The 22179-nt window shown below is 66.1% G+C and carries 14 protein-coding genes and 1 pseudogene; 2 read left to right on the forward strand and 13 right to left on the reverse strand.

Translation table 11 applies throughout. The features are described from left to right. Positions 1 to 68: 68 nt before the first annotated feature. The 9 genes and pseudogenes from AC3WOG_RS14040 to bcsB all read right to left on the reverse strand — a co-directional run. Positions 69 to 251, reverse strand: a pseudogene (locus AC3WOG_RS14040) (hypothetical protein); the annotation flags it as partial. 23 nt (positions 252 to 274) lie between these two features. Continuing rightward, a complete protein-coding gene (gene bcsG / locus AC3WOG_RS14045) occupies positions 275 to 1825 on the reverse strand; it encodes a cellulose biosynthesis protein BcsG (protein WP_492578567.1) in 1551 nt (516 codons plus the stop codon). Between the two features lie 42 nt (positions 1826 to 1867). Continuing rightward, positions 1868 to 4414: a UDP-forming cellulose synthase catalytic subunit gene (gene bcsA, locus AC3WOG_RS14050; RefSeq protein ID WP_492578568.1), complete on the reverse strand. Its 2547-nt coding sequence runs from the start codon at positions 4412 to 4414 to the stop codon at positions 1868 to 1870. Then, a complete protein-coding gene (bcsQ, locus tag AC3WOG_RS14055; protein WP_492578569.1) occupies positions 4411 to 5223 on the reverse strand; it encodes a cellulose biosynthesis protein BcsQ in 813 nt (270 codons plus the stop codon). The genes bcsA and bcsQ overlap by 4 nt, the downstream gene beginning before the upstream one ends. Beyond that, complete coding sequence (locus tag AC3WOG_RS14060; RefSeq protein ID WP_492578570.1) at positions 5220 to 5426, reverse strand: hypothetical protein; 207 nt, start codon at positions 5424 to 5426, stop codon at positions 5220 to 5222. The genes bcsQ and AC3WOG_RS14060 overlap by 4 nt, the downstream gene beginning before the upstream one ends. Further along, positions 5426 to 7498 (reverse strand): cellulose biosynthesis protein BcsE, encoded by a 2073-nt coding sequence (gene bcsE, locus AC3WOG_RS14065; RefSeq protein ID WP_492578571.1) that lies wholly within the window; start codon positions 7496 to 7498, stop codon positions 5426 to 5428. Before bcsE ends, AC3WOG_RS14060 begins: the two co-directional genes overlap by 1 nt. A gap of 32 nt (positions 7499 to 7530) precedes the next feature. Further along, positions 7531 to 11463, reverse strand: coding sequence for a cellulose synthase subunit BcsC-related outer membrane protein (locus AC3WOG_RS14070; protein WP_492578572.1), 3933 nt, complete (start codon positions 11461 to 11463; stop codon positions 7531 to 7533). After that, a complete protein-coding gene (gene bcsZ / locus AC3WOG_RS14075) occupies positions 11442 to 12710 on the reverse strand; it encodes a cellulose synthase complex periplasmic endoglucanase BcsZ (protein WP_492579801.1) in 1269 nt (422 codons plus the stop codon). Before bcsZ ends, AC3WOG_RS14070 begins: the two co-directional genes overlap by 22 nt. A gap of 90 nt (positions 12711 to 12800) precedes the next feature. Continuing rightward, a complete protein-coding gene (gene bcsB / locus AC3WOG_RS14080) occupies positions 12801 to 15167 on the reverse strand; it encodes a cellulose biosynthesis cyclic di-GMP-binding regulatory protein BcsB (RefSeq protein WP_492578573.1) in 2367 nt (788 codons plus the stop codon). A gap of 362 nt (positions 15168 to 15529) precedes the next feature. Here bcsB and AC3WOG_RS14085 point away from each other — a divergent pair, with 362 nt between their 5' ends. Then, positions 15530 to 15952, forward strand: a complete 423-nt coding sequence (locus tag AC3WOG_RS14085; protein ID WP_492578574.1) for a diacylglycerol kinase — start codon at positions 15530 to 15532, stop codon at positions 15950 to 15952. 768 nt (positions 15953 to 16720) lie between these two features. Here AC3WOG_RS14085 and AC3WOG_RS14090 read toward each other — a convergent pair. From AC3WOG_RS14090 to AC3WOG_RS14100, 3 genes are all read right to left on the reverse strand, one after another. Continuing rightward, positions 16721 to 17851, reverse strand: coding sequence for an IS110 family RNA-guided transposase (locus AC3WOG_RS14090; RefSeq protein WP_492578575.1), 1131 nt, complete (start codon positions 17849 to 17851; stop codon positions 16721 to 16723). 1007 nt (positions 17852 to 18858) lie between these two features. Beyond that, positions 18859 to 19491: a GNAT family N-acetyltransferase gene (locus AC3WOG_RS14095; protein WP_492578576.1), complete on the reverse strand. Its 633-nt coding sequence runs from the start codon at positions 19489 to 19491 to the stop codon at positions 18859 to 18861. 105 nt (positions 19492 to 19596) lie between these two features. Continuing rightward, entirely contained in the window at positions 19597 to 20511 is a 915-nt protein-coding gene (locus tag AC3WOG_RS14100) for a LysR substrate-binding domain-containing protein (protein ID WP_492578577.1), read from the reverse strand. Positions 20512 to 20616: 105 nt separating this feature from the next. Between AC3WOG_RS14100 and AC3WOG_RS14105 the strand changes: the two genes are divergently transcribed. Then, positions 20617 to 21516: an EamA family transporter gene (locus AC3WOG_RS14105; protein ID WP_492578578.1), complete on the forward strand. Its 900-nt coding sequence runs from the start codon at positions 20617 to 20619 to the stop codon at positions 21514 to 21516. An 82-nt stretch (positions 21517 to 21598) separates the two neighbouring features. Here the strand turns inward: AC3WOG_RS14105 and rfbC are convergent, their stop codons facing one another. Then, positions 21599 to 22150 (reverse strand): dTDP-4-dehydrorhamnose 3,5-epimerase, encoded by a 552-nt coding sequence (gene rfbC, locus AC3WOG_RS14110; protein WP_492578579.1) that lies wholly within the window; start codon positions 22148 to 22150, stop codon positions 21599 to 21601. Positions 22151 to 22179: the final 29 nt, after the last annotated feature.

Genomic DNA, 22179 nt, shown 5'->3' on the forward strand with positions numbered 1-22179 from the left:
AACAACCGTTATTCGAGCACTGGCGCCCGCGCCGGACTCTGCGCCGCGGGCGAAGTCACACCATCTGCAGGCACGAGTTTCATCAACCGCGCGAGCACCGGCCACTTCACCAGCGAGTGCCGATACGACTCCCGTGCCTGTTCGTCGAAATATCTGGCCGGATCGACCTCCGGCACACGGCGCCCCAAGCCGGTGATATCGTCCACCGGCCAGCCGCCCGCCGCCGCACGGGCCTTCATAGGCGTTTTCATCGGCGCTTTCGTATCAGTCGCTGTCATTTGCCACCCACCCATACGCCGTCAGGCGTCTTCACCACATAACCGGACGCCGTCTTCATCGTCACGGTCCCTTCGTTCTCACCGACCATCTCCGTTTGCGGCAGGTTGGCCGCGTACTGCGACAAGGTCACGCCCGGCTTGAACGGACTGTTCGAGACGAGATTCGACAGCAATTGGGCGACGGCGAGAAAGCTCGTCGGACTGTCGATCACCGTGGTCGGACTGTGATTGCCCTGGAAACCGACCAGCCGCACGCCTGCCGGTCCATGGATGATGCGCGGCGTCGGAATTTCGCGCAAGCCGGCGACCTGGTTGGCATCGCCACGCAGCGCCGCGCCATGTTCCGGCACGAACACGATCACCGCGCGCCGTCCCGAAGCCGCGATCAGATCCGCAAAGCGGTCGAAATCGCTCATCATCTTGTTCACGCGCTGCGGGTACGAATCGATACTCGACAGACTGCTGTTCGGCAGACGGTTGCCGTCGTGCAGACTGATCGTGTTGTAGTACAGCACGACAGGCCCGGCCGTACTGGCGCGCTGCGCGTACCAGTTGGCAAGCGTCGCGTAATCGTCGCGAATGGCCGACCCGTCGAACGCATGCATGGCGACGGGCGCGCTCGCATTCGAGATCATCGGCACATTCGGCACACCGGTGTTGTCGTGCACCAGTTGCAGGAAGTTGTCGAAATGGCCGTCGTGATTCAGCATGGTTTGCGGCGTGTAGCCGGCTTGCGCCAGATCGGCCAGCAGATGACACTGCTGCGGCGCGTCCTTGTACAGGTCCGCGTGCGCTTCCTGTCCGCAGCTCGCGCGCAACACGCGAATCGCGGCCGGTCCGCTGTAGCTGGCCGCCGTGCTGAAGTTCGTGAACAGATAGTCGAAGTGGCTGAGCATCGGATGATTGCGCGCCTTGGCCGCATCGAGGTCGTCCCACGACAGCGAACAGATATGCAGCACGATCACGTCGAATTGCGTGTTCGCATCGGCGCCGAGATGACCGAACGTGACCTGCCGCTGCGATTCCTGCGTGCGGAACGCCGCCAGCGTCGCGTTATGGTCGAGCGGCTGGGCGGCGAGCACGTTGTTCGAAGAGGCCGTGGCCGGGTCGCTGTGCAACCGCGCGAGCACCACGCTGCCTTCCTGCCACAGCGGAATCGCGACCAGCGCGATCAACACGAAGGTCGCCACGCGCAGCCAGCGGTTCACGATCAGATAGCCGATCAATCCGCCGAAGGCGGCCAGCAACAGCATCGGCGGCAAGAAACGCTGCGCGAGTTCGAGCCAGTAGCCGAAACTGAAGGTCGCGAGGTTGCCGAACTCTTCGGTCAGACGCGAAAACGGCGGTGCCTTCGCTTCGGAGTACATCAACGGCACGCCGATCGCAAGCCCGAGCAGGTTGCGCAAGACGCGCAGCCCGCGATGGCGCAGCGTCGCGCTCACCGCCAATGCCAGCGCGAGCACGATGTTGGCGATCCACAGCGGTTGCAGATGCCCACCCGCGAACAGATACAGCTTGATGATGAAGTACAGGTTCCACAGAGTCATGAACAGAGTTCTCTTATTGGCCGGGCGCACGCGCCACCGGCGTTAGTAGCGTGTACGGTCCAGCGCGAGCAGCGACTGAAAGGCGCGCAACGCGCCGCTCAGAAGCCGCGAATAACCTTCGATGCCCATCGTCAGCACTTCCTTCAGGCCGCGCAGCGGTGCGTCCTCGACGGTCTGCTCGTCCCAGTCGAGCCAGGCGTCGGCGCGGCCGAACGTGCATTGCACCATTTGCCGCTCCTGTTCGAGCGTCAGATCGTCGAAGCGCACGCCGAGGTGCGGTCCTACAAAGCGGCTCACGTGCACCGGAAAATGGAATTGCCGGTCGCCTCGGCTCAGGCAGACGCCGAGGCTGTCGCCGAGCGCGAGCTTGAGCCCCGGATCGACCTCGAGACCGAGGCCGCCGGTCGAATAGTCGCTGGTGGTGCAGGCCACCGTCGTGCCGTCCGCGAGCAGCAGCGTCGCCGCGGCGCGCATCGCGATGCGGTGCGTGACGCGCACCTGTTTGGCTTCGCGCGCCACGCTCGCCGCGGCGCCGAGCATCACGAGGTTGTAGACCGTCCAGACCACGTTCATCAGAATCGTCGCGGTCTCGCTGCCCTGCCCGAACATCAACCGGTAGAAGCCGGCCAGCAGCGCGCAGCCGTTCAGCGCGAGCAGCACCAGATACGGTTTCGACACCGCCCAGTCGAAGTAGCCTTCGTCGATGCGGCCGCCCTTGTCGGTCACATTGAACTTGCCATGCTTCGGGCTGAAAAAGGCGACAGTGGTCGGCAACGCGATGTACCACGCGAGCACCGATTCATACACTTCGGCCCAGAACGAGTGGCGGTATTTGCCCTGCATCCGCGAATTCGCGATGTTGGCGAGCACCATGTAAGGCAGCACGAAACCTGCAATGGTGGCCGCCGACGCATTGATGAGATACATCTGGAAAAACAGGTACCCCATCGGCATGGTCAGGAAGATCAGCCGCGGCACGCCATAGAAGAAATGCAGCATCGCGTTGCCGTAGCAAAGCCGCTGGAAGAGACCCAGGCCGCGGCCGAAGAACGGATTGTCGATGCGGAAAATCTGCGCCATGCCGCGCGCCCAGCGCGTGCGCTGCTTGATGTGACTGGCGAGACTCTCGGTGGCGAGACCGGCTGCCTGCACGGTCGGCAAATAGGCAGTCGTATAGCCACGCCGATGCAGCTTGAGCGCGGTATGCGCGTCTTCGGTGACGGTTTCGACCGCGACGCCGCCCACTTCTGCAAGCGCGCTGCGCTTGATGATCGCGCACGAACCGCAGAAGAACGACGCGTTCCACAGATCGTTGCCGGACTGCACGAGACCATAGAACAGGTTGCCTTCATTCGGCACGCGGCGGAACGTGCCGAGATTGCGCTCGAACGGATCGGGCGAGAAGAAGTGATGCGGCGTCTGCACCATCGCGCAGCGGGCGTCGCGCAGAAACGTGCCCATCGTGGTTTGCAGGAACGAACGCGTCGGCACGTGATCGCAATCGAAGATCGCGACGTACTCGCCGTGCGTTGTCTCCAACGCCCGGTTGATGTTGCCCGCTTTCGCGTGCTGGTTGTCGTCGCGCGCGATATAGCCGATGCCGGCATCGCGCGCGAACACCTTGAACGCTTCGCGATGGCCGTCGTCGAGCAGGTAGACCCGCAGCTTGTCGGCGGGCCAGTCGATGCCCTGCGCCGCGAACACGGTCGGCCGCACCACCGTCAAAGGTTCGTTATAGGTCGGAATGTAAATATCGACGCTCGGCCAGTTCGAGGTGTCGGCGGGCAGTTCGGATACCGTGCGGTTCAGCGGCCACGCGGTCTGCACGAAGCCCAGCAGCAGAATGATCCAGGTGTACGCTTCGGCGCCGAACAGCAGATAGCCGAGAATCGCCTCGCCCGGCGTCTGGAAAGCAAGCGTCTGCGTGACGCGCCACCACACGTAGCGCACCATCGCGAGCAGCGCCAGCGTTGTCAGGAGCAGCACGGGCATGCGGCCGGGCAAGCGGCGCACCACCAGCGCCACCACCACCAGCACCGCGAAGAATTCGAACTGCCCGTTCGACGACAACGGCGAGGTGCCGATCAGGGTCAACAACACCGCGCCCGCCGCCACGATGAGCGGCAGCAGCCAGCGAATATGGCCGATACGCTCGGTGCCGGCTTCGAGCTGCTCACTCCAGCGCTGCCACGGCAAGACCGGCAGCATCGCCTCGATACGGCGGCGCACGCGCCGCCAGCGCAGCAGCAGCGGCACCAGCCAGCGGTCGATCCACTCGAGCACCGCGCGCGCTTTCGCGGCGGCGGTCTGCGTGCGCGGCTTCGGCGCGCGGACGAAGCCGCGCCAGAGCCAGGCACGCACGCGCTGCGGTTCGAGCACGCCCCACTGCGCGGCCAGATGAAGCATGGCCGCACGAATCCACAGGCGCACGAAGTCCGCCTTGCCCGCAGCCGGCGGCTGGAAGAACACCCGCACGAACCAGTCGAGCACGGTGCGCTCGGCGGGCAGGCCGAGGCCGCGCGCGATCCGGTCGGACGCACGCTGGCGTAGCGTGCGCTCGCGGCGGCCGGCGGAGTCTGGCCCGCTCATCGCGGCGTACCCGTGGAGCGCGAGTTCGCCGAACGGCGATTGGCGAACCGCTCTGCGAACCCCTCGGCAAGCCAAGCGTCGAGCCAGTTCGCCAGGCCCTGCAGATCGTGCGACGCCTGCGAATGCGGTGCGTCGTCGAACAGCCACGTACCGCGCGCGAACGACTCGGGCAGCGCCGCGTCGAGATGAATGCGCTGCGCGAGCGGCAGGCCGTCGCCGAGCGCCGCGCCGAGCATCGCCAGCGCGTCGCGTTGCATGTCGCGCGCCGGGTTCAGCCGGTTCACGATGATCCTGAGATTGGCACAGCCGCGCCGCAACGCGTCGAGATGCGCGATCAGCGTCGCACAGGCGGCCGGTTCAGGCGGGGTCACGCACAACACCAGATCGGCGTTGCGCACCGCCTGATCGGCTTGCTGCGACGGATAGCGGGCCGTGTCGATCACCACCGCGCCGTCGCGCGGCAGATCGAGTTCCGCGAGGGCATTCGCCAGCCACTGCGGTTCGGCGGCGAGGCGCGCGTCGCACCGCGCGCTTTGCGCGAGCGAGACCGCGCCGTATGGAACGAATAGCACGCCCTCGGCGTTGCGCCACGTATGTGCATGCCACGCGCCGGTTTCATCGAGCAGGGCTTGCGCCACGCCGGCCGGCGCGAGGCTGTCGAGGCCGAGATGCGCGCCGAGCAGATTTTGCGGATCGAAGTCGAGCGCGACCACCTGGCGGTCGCGCCGCGCGAGCAGTACCGCGAGCGCTGCGCTGAGCGTCGTGCGGCCCGTGCCGCCGGCCGTGGAGACGATGGCGATCGTCTTCATGGCTTGACCTCGCCGGCGCGCTCGGCGTCGGGCAATAAACGCGCGCGCAGCGCGACCGGTTCCATTTCACAGGGCACCGCGTCGCGTGGATCGAAGCGCCGCATCGCCGCCAGGCCGCGGCGTGAACCGACCCGCTGCCACACGACCCACACCGGGACCGCGAAGATCAGACCGGCGGCAAAACAGGTCAACAGGAATTCCATCACTCGCTCCCCTTCTTGCGCACCGGCATCGCATACGGTTCGGCGCGGCGCGGCGGCGGTGTCGCCCGCAGCACGGCGGGAGCCGGCGGCGGGACTGGCGCGTGTGGCGTCCTTGTCCCTTCAGCTCCTTCAGCTCCTTCAGCTCCTTCAGCCCCTTCGGCGCCTTCACCCCCTCTGGCGCCTTCAACTGCGTCAGCTGCCTCGGTGGACGCCGCCGCCAGCGCCCGTTCCACCGCGGCGAGCTGGCTGGCTGTCGACGCGTCCTTCATGCGCCGCCGGACCCTTGCCGCGCTCGCGGCTTCAGGCGGCGTTGCGGACTGACTATCCAGCGGAGCAGCAAACAGATCACTGTAATCGGCGGCCGGCATGCGCCGGTTCGCGGCTTCCAGCATTTTCAGCTCATAGTCGATGCTCTGCTCCGCCAGATGGACGATGTCACCCGCGATGCGCTCGACCGGCACCTCGAAGATACGCTCCAGCGCGGCGTCCGCGTCGGCAAGCCGGCACGCGAACAGGAAGACGTACAGGTGCGCGGCGTCGGCCGTGAAGATGTCGCCCGCGCGACGCGGCACGCAGCTTCGCAGCGCTTCGACGTGCGCGCTCTGCGGCAGCAGCGTCAACCTGACGAGCACGTGCGGCAATTGCAGCACAGCGCTGCGTTCGAGCACGGCGCGCACCCGTTCGCAGAATGTGCCGACCGGCAAATAGCCGAGCACGGCGTCGCTCAAGGCCGCGCTGAGCGCGCTTCGATAATCGGCGGCGATCGGCCGCGTGTGCAGTTGCCCTTGCAGCGATTGCAGCAGCGACTGGACCCGTGAGAACGGCAGATCGCGGCCGAGTACCAGATTGGCGCCGAGCGTCAGGACCAGCAGTTCGTATTGATGGCGCAGCACTTCGCCGCGTTCGACGATCACGATCTTCAGCGCCCGCCCAGCCTGGCGGCGCAGCGCATGCACCGCCGCGCAAAGCGCATCGAGCTGCGCGCCGCCGGCGTAATCGAGCACGACGGTCGCTGCCTGCGCGCTCGCGCACGCGGCCAGCACGGCGTTCTGATCGGCCAGCACTTCCCAGTGGGGCGGCACCCAGGCTTCGTGTCCGCGCACCACGGCGCGGCTGACCACCACCCGCTGCTCGTCGCGCGCGAGCAGTCCGTCGCCGCGCGCGACGCCGCTGCCGAGCGCATCCGGCGCGACGCTCAGACGGCCGCTTTCGGTAAAGCGCAGCGAGCGGACTTCGCCGGTCACGAGCGTGCGATCCGAGCGCCAGAAGTCGACATGCCACAACAGCTCGCCGTGCGTGTGCTCCATCCGCGCGACACCCGAGCACGCGGCATGAAATTCGTTGCGGCCGTGCTGGGCGGCGGCGCGCTCGGCCGCGGGGTCGGCGATAAGCCACTCAGCGCCAACCTGGTCAGCGTCGGCAGCGTCGAATGGCGAGCCGAGCAGCAACACCAGCGAGATGTTGCGCGCCGCGCACCAGTTCGCGAGCATGCGGCCTTCCCGCGCGAGCGCGACCGGGTCGTCCCAGCTGAACCAGCGCTCAGCGCCTTCGACGAAATACAGCGAGCGCGAACGGAAACCGAAGCGCTTGAGCGCGCGCAGGCCGCCGAACACTTTGGCGAGCGCGACCGGCGCCGGCCCGTGCGCCGCCGCATCGGCGGAGCCGGCGGAGTCGGCCGCGCCGGCAGAGTCACTGCCGGTCGGCGGCATCGCGAGTACCCTCAGGTCGCGCGGCCAGCCGCTCGCCGGGGCATTGGCGCTGAAGCCGAGTTCGCGCAGGCGCCTGGCGACCTGTGTGCGTTCGCGTGCCAGCACCACCGTGACATTGCGCGCGCGTGCTTCGCGCGCGCTTTCCCAGATCAGCGCATCCGCCCCCGGCGTGCGCGCCGCCGCGTAGATCGCGTAGAGCTTGCCGCCTTCGAGCGCGCACCATTGGTCGGGCAGCGCGTCGACGGCAAGCCGGCCTACCAGCGGCGCGCGGCGATGCGACCCCGTTCGACGGACAGCTTGCAGCCAGCGTCGCACAAAGGCGCCGGCCGACGTCGGCCTGGGTGGATTTGGAACGGTGCTCACGCCTGGTTTCCCTGATCTCGTTGATTCGCCGCTCAATAGCTGGAGTAAAGGCGCGCGGGCCTCGGCGACAGACTGTTGTCCTGCTTGCGTCCGTCGAAGGTGTAGCGCAGGTACAGCAGCGCGGAACTCGGTGCGTAGTCATGTGAACGGTCGATGCTCAGTTGCGCGCCCGCCACCAGGTACTTGTTGAAGCGATACTGCACGATGCCGCTCAGCCCGTACGAAAACGCGACGCCGCGCGTCGAGCTGGCCGTATTGACGAGGCTGTCGACGCCCGGCACCGAGCTAAGGCCATTGGGCAAACCGTTAGGGTAGTACGGCGAATCCTTCTCGTACGAATTCGACACGCCAACCGTCGCCGTCAGATCCCAGTTCAGCGCATCGCGCCGGCCGGCCCATTCGATCGGCACGCCGAGCGACAGGTAGCGCTGCGGGCTGTAATAGCCGCCCTGGCCAAACGAGTAGAAGCGCTGATTATTGGTGTAGTGCCAGTAGTTGCCGACCAGCCCGGTGCTCACGAGCATATTGACGCGTTGATAGACCGGCACCGTGAAGCCGGTGCGCAAGGTGATGCCCTGGTTGCTCTCCACGTTGCGGCCGGTCAGTATCCCCGCGCCGACATCGGCGAACACGCTGGTCCTGCCGATATCGACCGCCGAATGAAGGTCGATGCCGTCGCGGCGCACCCCGCCCCACACGGCGCCCGTCACCGGATCGTGCATGCCCGCATACGAGAGCACACTGCTGGTCTGCGGGCGGCGCGATCCGTTGATCGAAAAGCTCGCCGGGCCCGCGTCGAACTGATAGCGCACGCCGCCGACCAGGTAATGCACGGGGAAGCCGAGCGGCGTGGTGCCGAAGTCGAAGCGCCATGCATCCGAGGTGTAGCCGGCGCCGAGCGCGACACCGGTCGCCGGTTGATGCAGATACGGCAGCTTCGCGGCTTGGGCCGCGAACGTCCCAGCCGGAATGTTGAGAGACTGCGCCAGCTGGTCGGCGGCGCCCAGCGTGCCGAACGTGTCGCGCGTAAACGCGTTGCCCTCGCTGACGTCGAGCGTCCCGGCATCGAGATGGACCGTATCGACGTGGGCAAAAAAGTGCCCGTCATAGCGATACGGAATCTGCACATACACCGGCGCCTGCCATGCATGAAACTGCGAGATGCCGGGGTCGCCCGACTTATAGGCGGGCATCCACGCCGTCTCGATCTCCGGATTGCGGCGCTGCTGCAGATCGTCCAGCGCGGCTTGCGCCGGTGTGCCGTCGGGGCCGGCCGTCACGCCCGCCGCGCGCTCCTGGCTCAGCGACAGACGGTACAGCGACGCGGCGTCCTCGTACTGGCCGAGATCCTCGGCGATGCGGCCGCTTTGCACCGTCACGTCCGGCCGCGCCGGATACGCGACACGCAATGCCGAGGTGATCTGCTCCGCTTCCTGCGGACGGCGCAACGCGGCAAGACGGCGAGCCGCCGAGAGCCGCGCATCGACGTCGTCGGGCGCCGCGCCGTCGCGCACCGTGCGCACGAGATCGAGCGCGGTGCGACGATCGCCGCTCTGCTCCAGCACGCGCGCGAGCGCCAGCTGCGCGTCCGGATCGTTCGGTGAAGCCGCGAGCACGGGGGCCAGCGCGGCGCGCGCCGCCGCATAGTGTCCTTGCAGCCGTTCGAGATCGGCGACTTCGAACGCGTAGCGTTTATCGCGCCGGCCCGCCGGGCTGACGCGCTCGAGCAATTGCCGCGCGCCGGCGTAGTCCTCGCGATCGAGCGCCTCGTCGGTCTGACGCAGCACCGAACGCAACGCCTGATCTTCGAGGCGCGCGCTTTGCGCCGCGCCGAGTTGCGGCTCGCCGCGCAGCTCCGTCAGCCACGCGTCGAGCGCGGCGTTGCGTTTGGCGCTGCCGAGCAGATCGCCATAACGCAGACGCACATCGGCGTCGGTCTGCTGCGGGTGTGCAGCCATCCAGTCTTGCAGCAACGCGAGGCCACGCTCCGGCTCGCCTCGATCGATCCACAACGAGCCGACCGCGGCCAGCAGATTCGGATCGTCGGCGGCGAGGAGGCGCGCCTGTTCGAGCGCGTCGGCAGCAGTTGCACGGTCGTCCTGCGCGAACGCGGCGCGGGCCTTGGCGAGCCACTGCTGCGCCTGCAGGTCACGGTCGAGCGCACGCATGCCGTCCGTGCGGTCCTTGTCGGCGATCGGCGCGAACACGGCTTGAGCGCCGCTGACGTCGTCGAGCGAGTTGCGGTACAGCGCGCTCGCATAGCGCATCTCGGGCGACGCCGAGACGGCGAGGCCGTCGTCCATGACCACCCGGCCGAGTTGCGGCAGACCCAGATCGCGATACAGACGCGCGAGCGCAAAACGCGTCCACGGCGCATCGGGCGCGAGCCGCAACGCCGCTTCGTAGCGCTGCGCGGCCGGGCCGCGCTGGCCCGCCGCAAGCAATTTGTCGGCTTGTGCGCTGAGGATGCCGGCACGCAGTTGCGCGAGACGCTGGCGATCGCCGGCGGCGCTGAAACGGCTTTGCAAGGCGTCGAGCAACGGCGCGACCTGAGCCTCGCGCCCAGTGTTCTCGAACAGGGTCTGCGTGCTGCGCACCGCCGACAGGCTCGGCTCCCGCGCCGCCAGCAATTCGCGCAGCAGCGGCTCGGCGGCGCTCCAGTTGTGCTGCGCGAGCAGCGCGTCGGCAAGCATCAGCTTCGCGTCGGCGTTGCCCGGTTCCATCGCGAGCGCGGCGCGCGCGGCCCGCTCCGCGTCCTGCGGCCGGCCGGCTGCCGCGGCTTCGCGGCCCTGAGCCAGCGTGCCCCAGAACTGCGCGGTGCGTGCAAGGCCTTCCCACTTCACGCGATTGTCCGGTGCGAGCGCGGCGGCGCGCAAAAACAGCGTACGGGCCTCGTCGCGCCGCCCTTCGCGCATGCGCACGAGACCCAGGCCGCCGACCGCCTCGGCATCGTCCGCGCGCGCTTGCGCGGCACGCGCGAGCAGCGGTTCCGCGCTCGCCAGGTCGTTGCGCGCGAGCGCCTTCAAGCCGCGCTGCTGCGCGACGTAGTCGGGATTGCGTTCGAGTTGCCGTTGCGCGTCCAGTCGCGCTTCGACAGCGCCAACGCGGTCCTTGAATTCGCCGTCGTCCGGAACGAGTTGCAGATAGGCGCGCAGCGCGGCGAGATAAGCCGGGTCCGTGCCGGTCTGTTGCAACACGCGGCGCCAGACATCCAGCGATGCCGCGCGATCCGAATCCGGCCGCGTCGCGAGATTCCACGCGATGCGGTTGGCCTCGGCGCGCGTGTCGCTGCGTGCGTTCAGCAGATTGGCGAGCACCAAAGCCGAATCGACATCCGATGGATCGGCGGCCATCCGCCGGCGCAACGCGCCGACTGCCTGCACGCGGCCCTCGGGCGTGCCCGCGATGATCTGGTAGTACTCGGCGCCGAGCGAGCCCGACGGCGCGCCGTGCGGAAACAGCGCGAGCAGCCGGCGCGTCGCTTCGGCGGACTGACCGCTGCGCGCGAGCAGGCGGATCGTCGCCAGTTCCTCGCGGCCGTTGGTCGCGACGCGGAATTCGTCTTCGATCTGCTGCGTGGCCGGCGCGCCGGGGGCGCTCGCCCGCAGACGCGCCAGCGTTGCCTGCGCGGCCTGTGCCTGGCCGAGACGCAACTGGATGCGCGCCTGCTCGGCCAGCAACGACGGATCGCCCGGCGCGATCAGCAGCGCCTTCTGGATCGCCTGCAGCGCGAGATCGTCGCGATGCTTGGTCGACCACATGCGGGCGGTTGCGTACATGCGTTGCGCAGCGGGGTTTTGCGGCGGCACGGCGGCGGGCGATGGCGCCGCCGCGGGTGTCGTTGCAGAAGCCGTTGCGGGTGCCGTTGCGGGAGCGCCCACGCGCGCTGAGGCCGCAATCGCCGCAACCTGCCACGCAAGGCCGAGCAGCAACGCCGCGCGTCTTACCGGGCGGCGACGGAACACGGCGAACTCCAGCGCAGATTGAGGGTGCCGTCAGCGGCAAAGCGGTAGTGTCCATCGCGCCAGCCGAGGCCGAACAGGCTCAGCGCGCTGGTGTAATAGCCTGGCGGCGTATCGCGATCGAGTTGTTCGACGCGCGCGATCTGCGCGTCGGCGAGCGAAGTCTCACCGCGCGCGTCGAGAAACGGCACGGCCGCCGCCGAAAAGCCGGCGTTGCCCATGTTCGCGCCCGCACTGCCGCTCGTCGTATCGACTTTTTCGGGCGGCGCGCCATGCGCGGCGATAAAGCCGGCGAACGGCGCGAAACGCGTGAGGAGCGCGTTCGCCAGCGGGTCGCGTGGATCGAGCATGCCGGCCCACAGGTAGACGCGGATCGCGTTATAGGCGCTCTCCGCCTGGGTCTGCGGGTCCGGCGCGAAACCCTGTTTGGCGCGATACAGCGCCCAGTCGGGCGAAAAGCCGTGCGGCGCGGTGTCGATCAGGACCTGGCCAGTGCTGGCGAGAAGGCGCGTCCAGCGAGCGTCGTCCGGCAGCCGCGCGCCGATGCCGCGGATCAGCTGCGGCGGCGAGTAACTGGGGTTGACGCGCCAGACATCGGGAGCCGGATGAAAGCCAACCGGACCCGGCAACAGCGTCAGGCCGAGACCGGGAACGCTCGCCGTTTCCTCGTCGAGCACGCGCCTCGCGAGCACCGCGCCGCGCGCCGTATAGCTGCGCTCGTGCCACGCGCGGCCGGCTTCGAGCAGCGCGTAGGCGATCCACAGATCGGCATCCGACGATGCGTTCGCGTCCAGCACGCCCCACTGTCCGCTGTCAGAGCGCCCCCACAGCCAGGCCGGCAGATGCGCGGTCAGGTCGCCTTGCGCGAGATTGTCCTCGGTCCAGCGCAGGATCGTATCGAAGGCGGCACGGTCGTTCGCGACCAGCGCGAAAAACAGACCGTACGACTGCCCTTCGGACACCGTGCGCGAATCGGCCGAGCCGACGTCGATCACGCGACCGTCGGGCGAAATGAAATCGCGCTTGAACTGCTGCCAACGCGGCCATGCGGGCGCGGCGCAACTACTTGCGGCAGGCGCGGCGAGCTCCGCTTGACTGGCCGAACCCGGATGCGGGAGGCCCGCGGCCAACGCGCCGGCCGTCAGCGTCGCGGCCGCCGTACCGGCCACGAATGCACCCACACGCGCACCCACACGCGAGCCCACCCATGAGGCAACCAACGAGACGACAGACGAGGCAATCAACGGCATCGCGTCCACGGCCACGCATGAGACTCCGCCCGGCCGCGCCCCGCCGGGCAACCGCCGCAGCGGCGCTGTCCACTTCACCGGCGCCATCGTTCAGACTCCCCGGCGGCGCGCGGCCAGTTCCTGCAACGCAGTGAACGCACCGATCGCCAGCAGCAGCCCGGCAAACGCGCCGAGCACGCCCAGCAGGATCGGATGCTGAATCGCCTTGCTCCAGAGCCGCGCATACCAGGGCACGTAACCGACCAGATACGGTTCGCCAACGCGCATGCTGTCGACTTCGCCGCCACGCACCAGCGCGACGTCGCCTTGCAGCTGCGAGACGCGATCCGGTTTTTCGAGCACGTCGAGCAACTGGATCAGATGATGCTGATCGGTCGCCGTCAGCGCGACGACGCTGCGCCCTTTGCTGCCCGGCAGCTCGAAGCCCATCAGCGCGGCGAGCGGACCGTTGCCGTCGAGGTGCGCGTTGCCGTCCGGCAGTTGCGCGCCGTTGCGCCATTGCTCCTTCACCGAAAACGACGCGCGTGTAATCGGGTTGCCGCCGACGCTTGCAATCGAGCCCGCGCCGATGGTCAGCGGCAACGCCTGATGCCAACGATCCAGCAACGGCGCGGAACCGTTGCCGCCGATCACCAGCAGATCCTTGCCCGTCAGTTGCGCGATTTCGGCAGGCCGCGCGACCTGCACGCGCAGCGCCGGATAACCGGTCCATTGACCCATGTGGCCGAGCATCGTCAGCAAGGCTTCGAGTTCTTCCGGCGCCGGGTGAGCGGGAATCACCACCGCCGTCTGTGCGAGATCGGCATAGCGCGTAAACGGAAAGCCGCTGTTCGAGAAGTACGCCAGATTCGGCATCTGCGCGTAATGGACGAAGCCCGAGAAGTCGATCGTCGAATCAGGATCGACTGCCGCCTGCACGGGATTCGCCGCCACGCCCTGACACAGCCCGGTCTTCTGCGAATCCAGATTGAAGCGCAACTGCAACTGGTTCGAACTGCCGACGCGAAACGCCGGAATATCGAGTGCGTTGCTCGAGCGGTTGGCGTTCGCGGACAGCACCGGCAACTGCAGACGGCCTTGCGCGTCGTCGGCGCTGGCCTGCGCGAGCCGGTACGACTTGACGAACTGGTCGTTGATCTGCACGGCGAGCGCCGAGTTGTTTTGCACCGTCGGCGCGGTGTAGCGGTATTTGAGGTTCAGCGGCACGCCTGCGCCACTCCACGAGAACAGGTCGGCGGGCACGCGCAGGTTCAGACGGATTGCGTCCGGTGAACTGCCGTGCACCTGCAACTGACCCGGATCGTCGATCAGCTCCTTGAAGGCGACCGGCCGGTCCACCGGCAGCCAACGCGGCGCGTCGTAGGGCTTGCGCGGCGCGCCGATGTCGATCTGCGCCACCTGCACGGCGGAGCCCGACATCGCCGTCCCGCCGAGCACCAGTGCGGCGGCCGCCTGGTCGACTTCGGCCGCGGTGCGGCCCGTCACGACCAGCAGCTTCTTGCCGGCCGAGGCGGGATTATCGGTCACGATCAGCATCGGACCATTGACCGGCGGCAGCTTCAGCGCCTCGGGCAATTGCGCGCTGCGGGCCACCACGACGGCGTGATCGTCGGCCGGCAACGCAGACGACGCGGGAAAACGCGCCTGACGGTAATCGGCCAGCGCGCCGAACCAGGAAGCCAGCACACCGGCGCTCTGCAGCGTCGCATTGTCGGCGGCGGCCGGCAGCACGAACGGCAGACGCAGGCGGCCCACGTCGCGCCGATCGAAAAACGGCGCGGGCAGCAACGCGAGATCGTTAGGCAAGCGAATCGGCGATGTGTCGAGAATGATCTCGCTGGTCGGACTCACGTCGGCCCACAGCGCCGTGTTATCCGGATCCTCGCAATGGTCGAGCGTGTAGTGCGCGATCAGACGAAGTCCGAGCTGGTTGTAATCGGTCAGGAAACGCGGATCGAGCGGGATGTCCGTCGTGACGATCTGCCCGGCGTGTTCACGATCGAACGGCACGGTCGCGATCACTTCGTTGTTGACCGACACCTTCATATGCGAAATGGGAAACACCAGCGCCGGCGAATACGCGTAGCGCAAGCGCAGCCGCGCCGCGGTCACCACGCGGTCGAGCCGCACGCCGACGTTGACGACGCGCGCATCTTCTAGACCGCGCAGATTCAATGGCTGATAGGCGCCCAGCGCGGAAAACGGCAGGTGCAGCGTCGTCGAGCCGGCAGGGGTAGTCGTGGTGCTCGTCGCGTTGGCGGCGGCTGCGGCATTGGCGGCATTGGCACCGTTTGCATCATCGGCAGCCGCTGCGATTGCAACGGGCGCCGGCAGCGCGAGCCGGGCAGCGGCGACGGACGGCGCGGCGGGTGCGGAAGGCGCGGCGGTTAAGGCGGCGGCATACACGGTGCCGGCAACGGTCGTTATCGACAGGCAAAACGATAAGACAGGTTTCATGGGCAGATCAGCTTATTCGACATCGGCCGTCGGCCCCGTAACTGCCAGGGACATCTTGCGAGTTCGGCCCGCCGCACGAGAATGCGGAGAAGTGGAAAACGGATGACGGCGCGACCGCAAAGCGGTCGTCTACCCTCATATACGGAAGATTCGGCGAAACCTTGAATAGTGGGCGACGCAACGGAAAGTCGCTCTTTCACATGACGCATGTGCGGCACGTTGTTTCGGATACATGCTTTTCGCATATTTCCGCCGTTTTATCGCTCGGTCACGCCAACGCCGCAGGTCCGCAAAGATATCATAATTTGTGACAATTTGTGACATTTGAGGCATGCTGCGGCCATCTTGACGAGACTCTGATCATGAGCAATCCGCCCCGCTCTTCTTCTGTCCCTTTGCCTACAAAACGCAGTGGGCCTTTGCGTGCACTGTTTGCGCTGCGGCACTCGTGCAGCGGCATTGTCACGACCTTGCGCGAAGAGAGCGCATTTCGTCAGGAGATGGCGCTGGCCGTGATTTTGCTGCCGTGCGCGTTGCTGGTGCCTGTGGGCGCGATCGAGCGGGTGTTGCTGATCGGGTCGGTGCTGCTGGTGCTGATGGTGGAGTTGCTGAATTCGAGCATCGAGGCCGCAATCGACCGGATTTCGTTGGAACGGCACGAGTTGTCGAAGCGCGCCAAAGATTGCGGCAGTGCTGCCGTGACGATGGCGCTGCTGATCTGCGCGATCACGTGGGGCGTGTTGTGTGGGCCGGTTGTCGCGCATTGGTTGCGTGCGCAACTTTGAATGCAATGTTGAGGCCGGCTGCGTGGCCGGCCGGTGTCGTGCGTAGTTGCTCCGCGTGGTGTGTGACCGCTCCGCTTCGCGAATGCCGTAGATTTGTTCTTTTATGTTGTCCGTATTGTTTGGTCGATTGTGCTATGAGCTGGCGGGCGCAAACGTTGGCGAGTCGTTGAATTGCTGTTTTTGCCTTGTGCGGCGGCATTTTTCTGTGTGTCTAAGGTGGTGGCATTTTCTTGGTTTTTTTGCCTACGCGGCGCTATGGGTTGTTCGCCTGCGGTGTTGGCCTTTCCTTGCTTTGTTATTGGTTTATTAGCGTTCCCCCTGTGCTGTTTGCCTGCTCGGCGCTTTTTGGCCGTGTGCCTGCGGCGTTGGCCTTTCCTTGATTTCCTGGTGGTCTATTAGCTTCGCCCCTGTGCGGGGCAGGCACTTACTTTCTTTGCCGCCGCAAAGAAAGTAAGCAAAGAAAGCGGCTTTACACCGCTGATATGACTCCCGGTGTCAATCGGGATCGGTTTTTCGGTTTCTCAAATTCATATTGTCTGAATTTCCTGAGGGCGACGTAGCAGTACATCTCGACGGTGGATCACGCTGATATCCGCGGGTTGGGTACCGCATTACAGAGGTCCGCCCAATGAGCCTGCCGCAATCTAAAGCCGCAAGTCGGATGCAATCCGTTGCGTAGCGGTGTCGCGGGTTACTCGTGTGCCGGGCTACGCCGCCTTCAGGAAACTCCTCCAGTGTCAGGTTGGGGCAACGGGGCTGGATGTTGCATCATGCCAGGCGCACCTCGCGCGGCACGGCCAGCGACATCGCCAGCCGACTGACGTCCCAGATAAAACCTGCCAGTTCGCGGGCGACGGCGACCACCGCGATGTTCTTCTGCTTGCCGCGCGCGATGAGCTTGCGATAGCGTCGGCACAGCCGCACCTGTGCGTCCCAGGCGCGATCCACGATCGGCTTGGGGATGCCTTCGTGGCGGCGCTGGATGTCGGGACTGACACGGGCCGGATGCCGGTAGCTCCAGGCAGCTTCGACGAGCAGCTTTCTCGCGTAGCTGTTGCCGTTCTTCGTGATACTGCCCTGACGGCGCTTCTCGCCTGACGAGTGTTCCGAGGGCGTCACGCCCAGCCAGGCCATCAGCTGGCGCGGGTGTGCAAAACGCGACAGGTCACCCAGCTCCGCGAGCATGCCCACGGCCGTGGTGAACTGCACGCCGCGCATGGTCTGCAGGCCCAGCACGGCCGGATAGAAGCGCCAGTTGGGGACCGCTTCGCGCAACGCGGCCTCCAGTCGCGCGCATTGCGCGAGGCGGTCCTCGATGGTGCGGCGATGTTCCTCGAACGCCAGTTGCTGCCATGCACTGTCGAATGCATGCGCGCCCAGCCAGCGCTGGTGCGCCGGTCCCCAGTCGGCACGGCCTGTATAGCGCACCCCATGCGAGAGCAGGAAAGCCTTCAGCTGTTGCCGCGCCCGCTTCAGGTCATCCCGGGCGCTCACCCACGTACGCGCCAGATCGCGGAACGCTTCGTCGTCCACGCCGGGCACGTACACGGCTGACAGGTCGCCTGCGCGCAGTGAGCGCACGAGCTTCACGGCATCACGTCGATCGGTCTTCACACGTTCACCGGGCTTTCTGGGAATCAGCGATGGCGCGCACACCATGCAGTCGAACCCTTTCTGGATGAGTTGCCGGTAAAGCCCATAGCCGCACGGGCCCGCCTCGTAGACGACGCGGATGCGGCGCGCCTTTGACTGCAGGCGCTTGCACAGGCGATCGATATCGGCCTGCCTCGTACCGGTCTTGCCGAGCAGTTCAACCTCGCCCGCATCGAGTGCATAGGCAACCGTGATCGAATCCTTGTGAACGTCGCAACCGACGTACAGCGTGCTATCGTGTTCCATGCTGGCCTCCGTGCCGGAATTCGCCGGGTGCGGCCCGTCCGCACCGTGCGGCTCTGGTAGCAATGCTAACCCGCGTTTGATTCCTCACGGCAGGCCAGCCCTTGCCTCACGGGAGTCATACTGTCTAACGCTTAAGCGGGTCCCCTGGCTTGGAGGAGGCAGTGGAACATCTGGAATCGGTGTTCTCGCACACTCCGCGCTTGTGACAAGGCCGTCATTCTTCCGGCGACGCTTCGCGCGCCGCAGCGGTACTTCATCAAACCACCTGCTAATTTCGTGTCAACGTTCTGCGCGGCGCGGTGGCTCACACTTGCATCCCCCATGCCTTGCCGAGGCGCTCGCGTTTCGCCTGGCGAGTTGGCCCGCCGTTACACCTCCAATCCTCACTGTCGTACCGGCTCTTCGCTCCGCGTGATGGCTCGCACTCGCACATTCGGGTGCTTCGCCGAGGCGAAGCCGATGCCCCCCACCAAACCAAAACGAAGCCCCTGGTTTCCCTTGCAGACCGTTCCGGCGAGCACGTAGTGCGAGGCGGGAAGAATGATGCCGGAAGCGCCTATCTGCGATCGGTGTTGGGAAGTACCGCTGCGGCGCGCGCAGCGCCGCCGGAAGAATGACGGCCTTGTCACCGGCGCGGAGTGTGCGAGAGCACCGATTCCAGATGCTCCACTGCCTCCTCCAAGCCAAGGGACCCGCTTCAAAGTTAGCGGTGTGAAGCCGCTTTCTTTGCTTACTTTCTTTGCGGCGGCAAAGAAAGTAAGTGCCTGCCCCGCACAGGGGCGAAGCTAATAGACCACCAGGAAATCAAGGAAAGGCCAACGCCGCAGGCACACGGCCAAAAAGCGCCGAGCAGGCAAACAGCACAGGGGGAACGCTAATAAACCAATATCAAAACAAGGAAAGGCCAACGCCGCAGGCGAACAACCCATAGCGCCGCGAAGGCAAAAAACGAAAGCAAAACCCAACGCCGTAGGCAAACATTCCACCCAATCGCACAGCAACGACGCTCACGCCGCGCGAGCAATCCGCCTTGGCGGCACACTCAACCGCCGTGACCAGTTCGCCAACATCCGCATCGCGACCGGCGGCTTGCTCAAAATCGCACTGTCGTAATGCTTGCCGTCAAAGCGCACGAAATCAACAATGCGAAACCCCTGTCCGCGATAAAACCCGATCAGATGCGCAGCCGGTTGCGGCGTATCGAGCGCGAGTTCCGCATAACCACGCGTCGCGGCCCAGTGGTCGGCGAACGCGAGCAACAGCGTGCCGATGCCACGCGCCTGCCACGCAGGCTCGACGCCGAACTGGCGCACGCTCGCGATATCGTCGCGCCGGTACAGCTCGCACGGCGACCCACGATCCGGCGCATACAGTGTCATCGTGCCGACGAGGCGCCCCTCGCATACCGCCACATAGCAATCGCCACGCGTCGCGCGCGAACGTGTGGTCTCTACCGTTTGATCCACGCAAGTGCAGTTCAGCCCCATCGCGCCAAGCCGCGTGAAAGCCCGATGCAGCAGCGCCGTCAACGCGACGAACGAATCGCGCGACGGATCGAAGCGGCGCAGTTCGACACGTCCAGCACCGTGGCAAACGTAGTCGATACGGACGGATTGCTGCTTCGTTGCACATCGCTTCACGTTGAACACCTCGCACTGATCAGGTTGGCCAAAGTGTAGGTTTCGTGAGCGAGCGTCTCAAGAAAAAATGTCGTAAAAACTCACGTGGAAGCCGCTGCCGAAACGCTAGGCCGCCGGCAATACAGCTGACAACACAAGCGGCTCGCTTTCGCGCAAGCCAAGGTGCAATTCCTCGCAGAGGAAGGTTTGCAAAGTCTGCACGGCAGCCGCCTGCGCACCGGAGACCGCACGCATGAAGAGCCCGAAATCGGCGGTGGGCGCATCGGGCAAGCCATCGGCCTGGCCCAGCACGCGCATCGACCCGGAGCGGATATTGCCGTCGAGCAGCACCGACACGCCAAGGCCCGCTTCGACCGCCGATTGCACCGCCGGCAAACTGGTGCTGGTGCACACGATGCGCCACGCAATTCCCGCACGCCGCAATGCGCTCAGCACCCGTTGTTGCCACAGACACGCGCCGCCGAATGCCACCACCGGCAATGGCGCTTCACCGTCGCGGCTAAAACCGCGCGCGCCGACCCAGAAGAGCGGCTGCGTCCACGTGAGCAGCGGCACCGCATCGACCAGCGAGGGATCGCCGACCACCACATCGAGGCTGCCGTCCGCGAGCCGCTTCGATAACGCCTCGCTCGTATCGACAACGATTTCCAGCGCCACCTGTGGATACGCAATCGAAAAGCGCCGCAACGCGCGCGGCAGCCGACCAACCGCGATGTCTTCCAGCATGCCCAGCCGCACGGTGCCGGACACCTGCCCCGCGCTCAGCGCTCGCCGCGCGTCGGCCCCGGCGCCGAGAATCGTATGCGCATAAGGCAGCAGCAGATGCCCCGCTTCAGTGAGTTGCACACCGCGCGGAGAACGGTCGAGCAAACGCTGCCCGAGTTCTTCCTCGAGCCGGCGCAACTGCATGCTCACCGCTGCCTGCGTGCGCGCAAGGCGCGCTGCCGCAGCGCCAACCGCGCCAGTCTCCACCACGGTGACGAAGGCGCGTAACAAACTGCTGTCGAGGTCTCGCATCATCAAAGTTCTTGATGTCCGCATAAGAAATATCAACTTATCTTAATACCGGTTCCGCCGATAAGATAGCGTCCAACGAACGCAAAATGGAACCGCGACCAGACCGCCATGCAGGACACCACCATCAAACCGGCGCTGAATCCCGCACCGGGCGCAACGACTCCGATGAAGCCCCGAAGCGCGGCGGCCGGCACCGCGTTGCTGTGCGTGCTGTCGATGTCGAGCGTGCAGTTCGGCGCGGCGCTATCCGCGCCGACGATGACCGCGTATGGCTCGCTCAGCACTACCTGGCTGCGTCTGTGTTGGGCCGCATTGGTGCTCGCGCTGCTGGTGCGCCCGCGGCTTCTCACCTACTCGCGTTCACACTGGCTCGCAGCCGGCGCGCTAGGTGCGGCGATGGCCGGCATGACGCTGTGCTTTTTCGCGGCGCTCCAACACATCCCATTGGGGCTTGCAGTCGCAATCGATTTTCTCGGCCCGCTAGCGGTCGCGACCTTCGCGGTGCGCCAGGCGCGAGCGCTGTTGTGGCCTGCGCTCGCCATTACAGGCGTCGTGCTGCTGGCGCGCGATCGCGCCGGCTGGATCGGCGAACCGCTTGGCGTGCTGCTCGCGTTCGGTGCGGCGCTCGGCTGGGGCAGCTACATCGTGCTGATGAAAAAGATCGGCACGGCGTTCGCCGGACTCGAAGGATTGTCGGTGTCGCTGATCGCGGCGGCGCTGGTGGCGACGCCCTTCGGCCTGGCCGACAACGGCGTGCACATCGCCGCCGGACAGATTGCCGCGACCGCGGGTCTCGCGCTGCTGGTCCCGTTGTTGCCGTATGCGCTGGAAATGGTGGCGTTGCGGCACATGCCGGCCGCGTCGTTCGGGATCCTGATGAGTGTCGAACCAGCCATCGGTGCGCTGGCCGGCTTCGTGGTGCTGCATCAACCGATGGGTGTTTTGCAACTGGTGGGCACGCTGCTGGTGGTCGCCGCCAGCGTCGGCACGGTGGCGGCCACGCGCTGAGCGTCGCTGAGCGTCGTCTAGCTGGCTCCGTTGCCTTTGGTTGTTTTCAACGGCCTTTAGCCCTGGTTACCGTGAGCCGCCGTCAGGCGATGTTTTCCGCTTCATATAGCCGCCGGCCCGCGGCGTCCTTCGCGCCGAGGGTCGGCGCGAAATCGATCGGCCACTCGATGCCGATGTCCGGATCGCGCCACAAAATACAGCGCTCGAGTTCGGGAAACCAGTATTCGGTGGTCTTCCAAAAACACTCGGCGGTGTCGGACAGCACCACGAAGCCGTGCGCGAAGCCCGGCGGCACCCACACCTGCCGATGGTTCGCCGCGCTCAGATACACGCCGCACCATTTGCCGAAGCTCGGCGAACGAAGCCGCACATCCACGACGACGTCGAACACCTCGCCCACCACCACCTGCACGAGCCGACCCTGCGGGCGCTGCACCTGATAATGCAAACCGCGCAACACGCCGCGCACCGCGCGCAAATGCCGGTCCTGCACGAAGCTGAATCCGGGCGCCACGTCGTCGGTAAACTCGTCCGCGCTAAAGCTCTCGAAGCAGAAGCCAAATTCGTCGCAGAACACCTCGGGCTCGATGATTTTCACATCCGGCAATGCCGTCGCCGTTACCTTGTTGCTCATTGCCACTATGCTCGTAGAAGCTTGCCCGG

The sequence above is a fragment of the Paraburkholderia sp. FW306-02-B genome, from assembly GCF_058782725.1.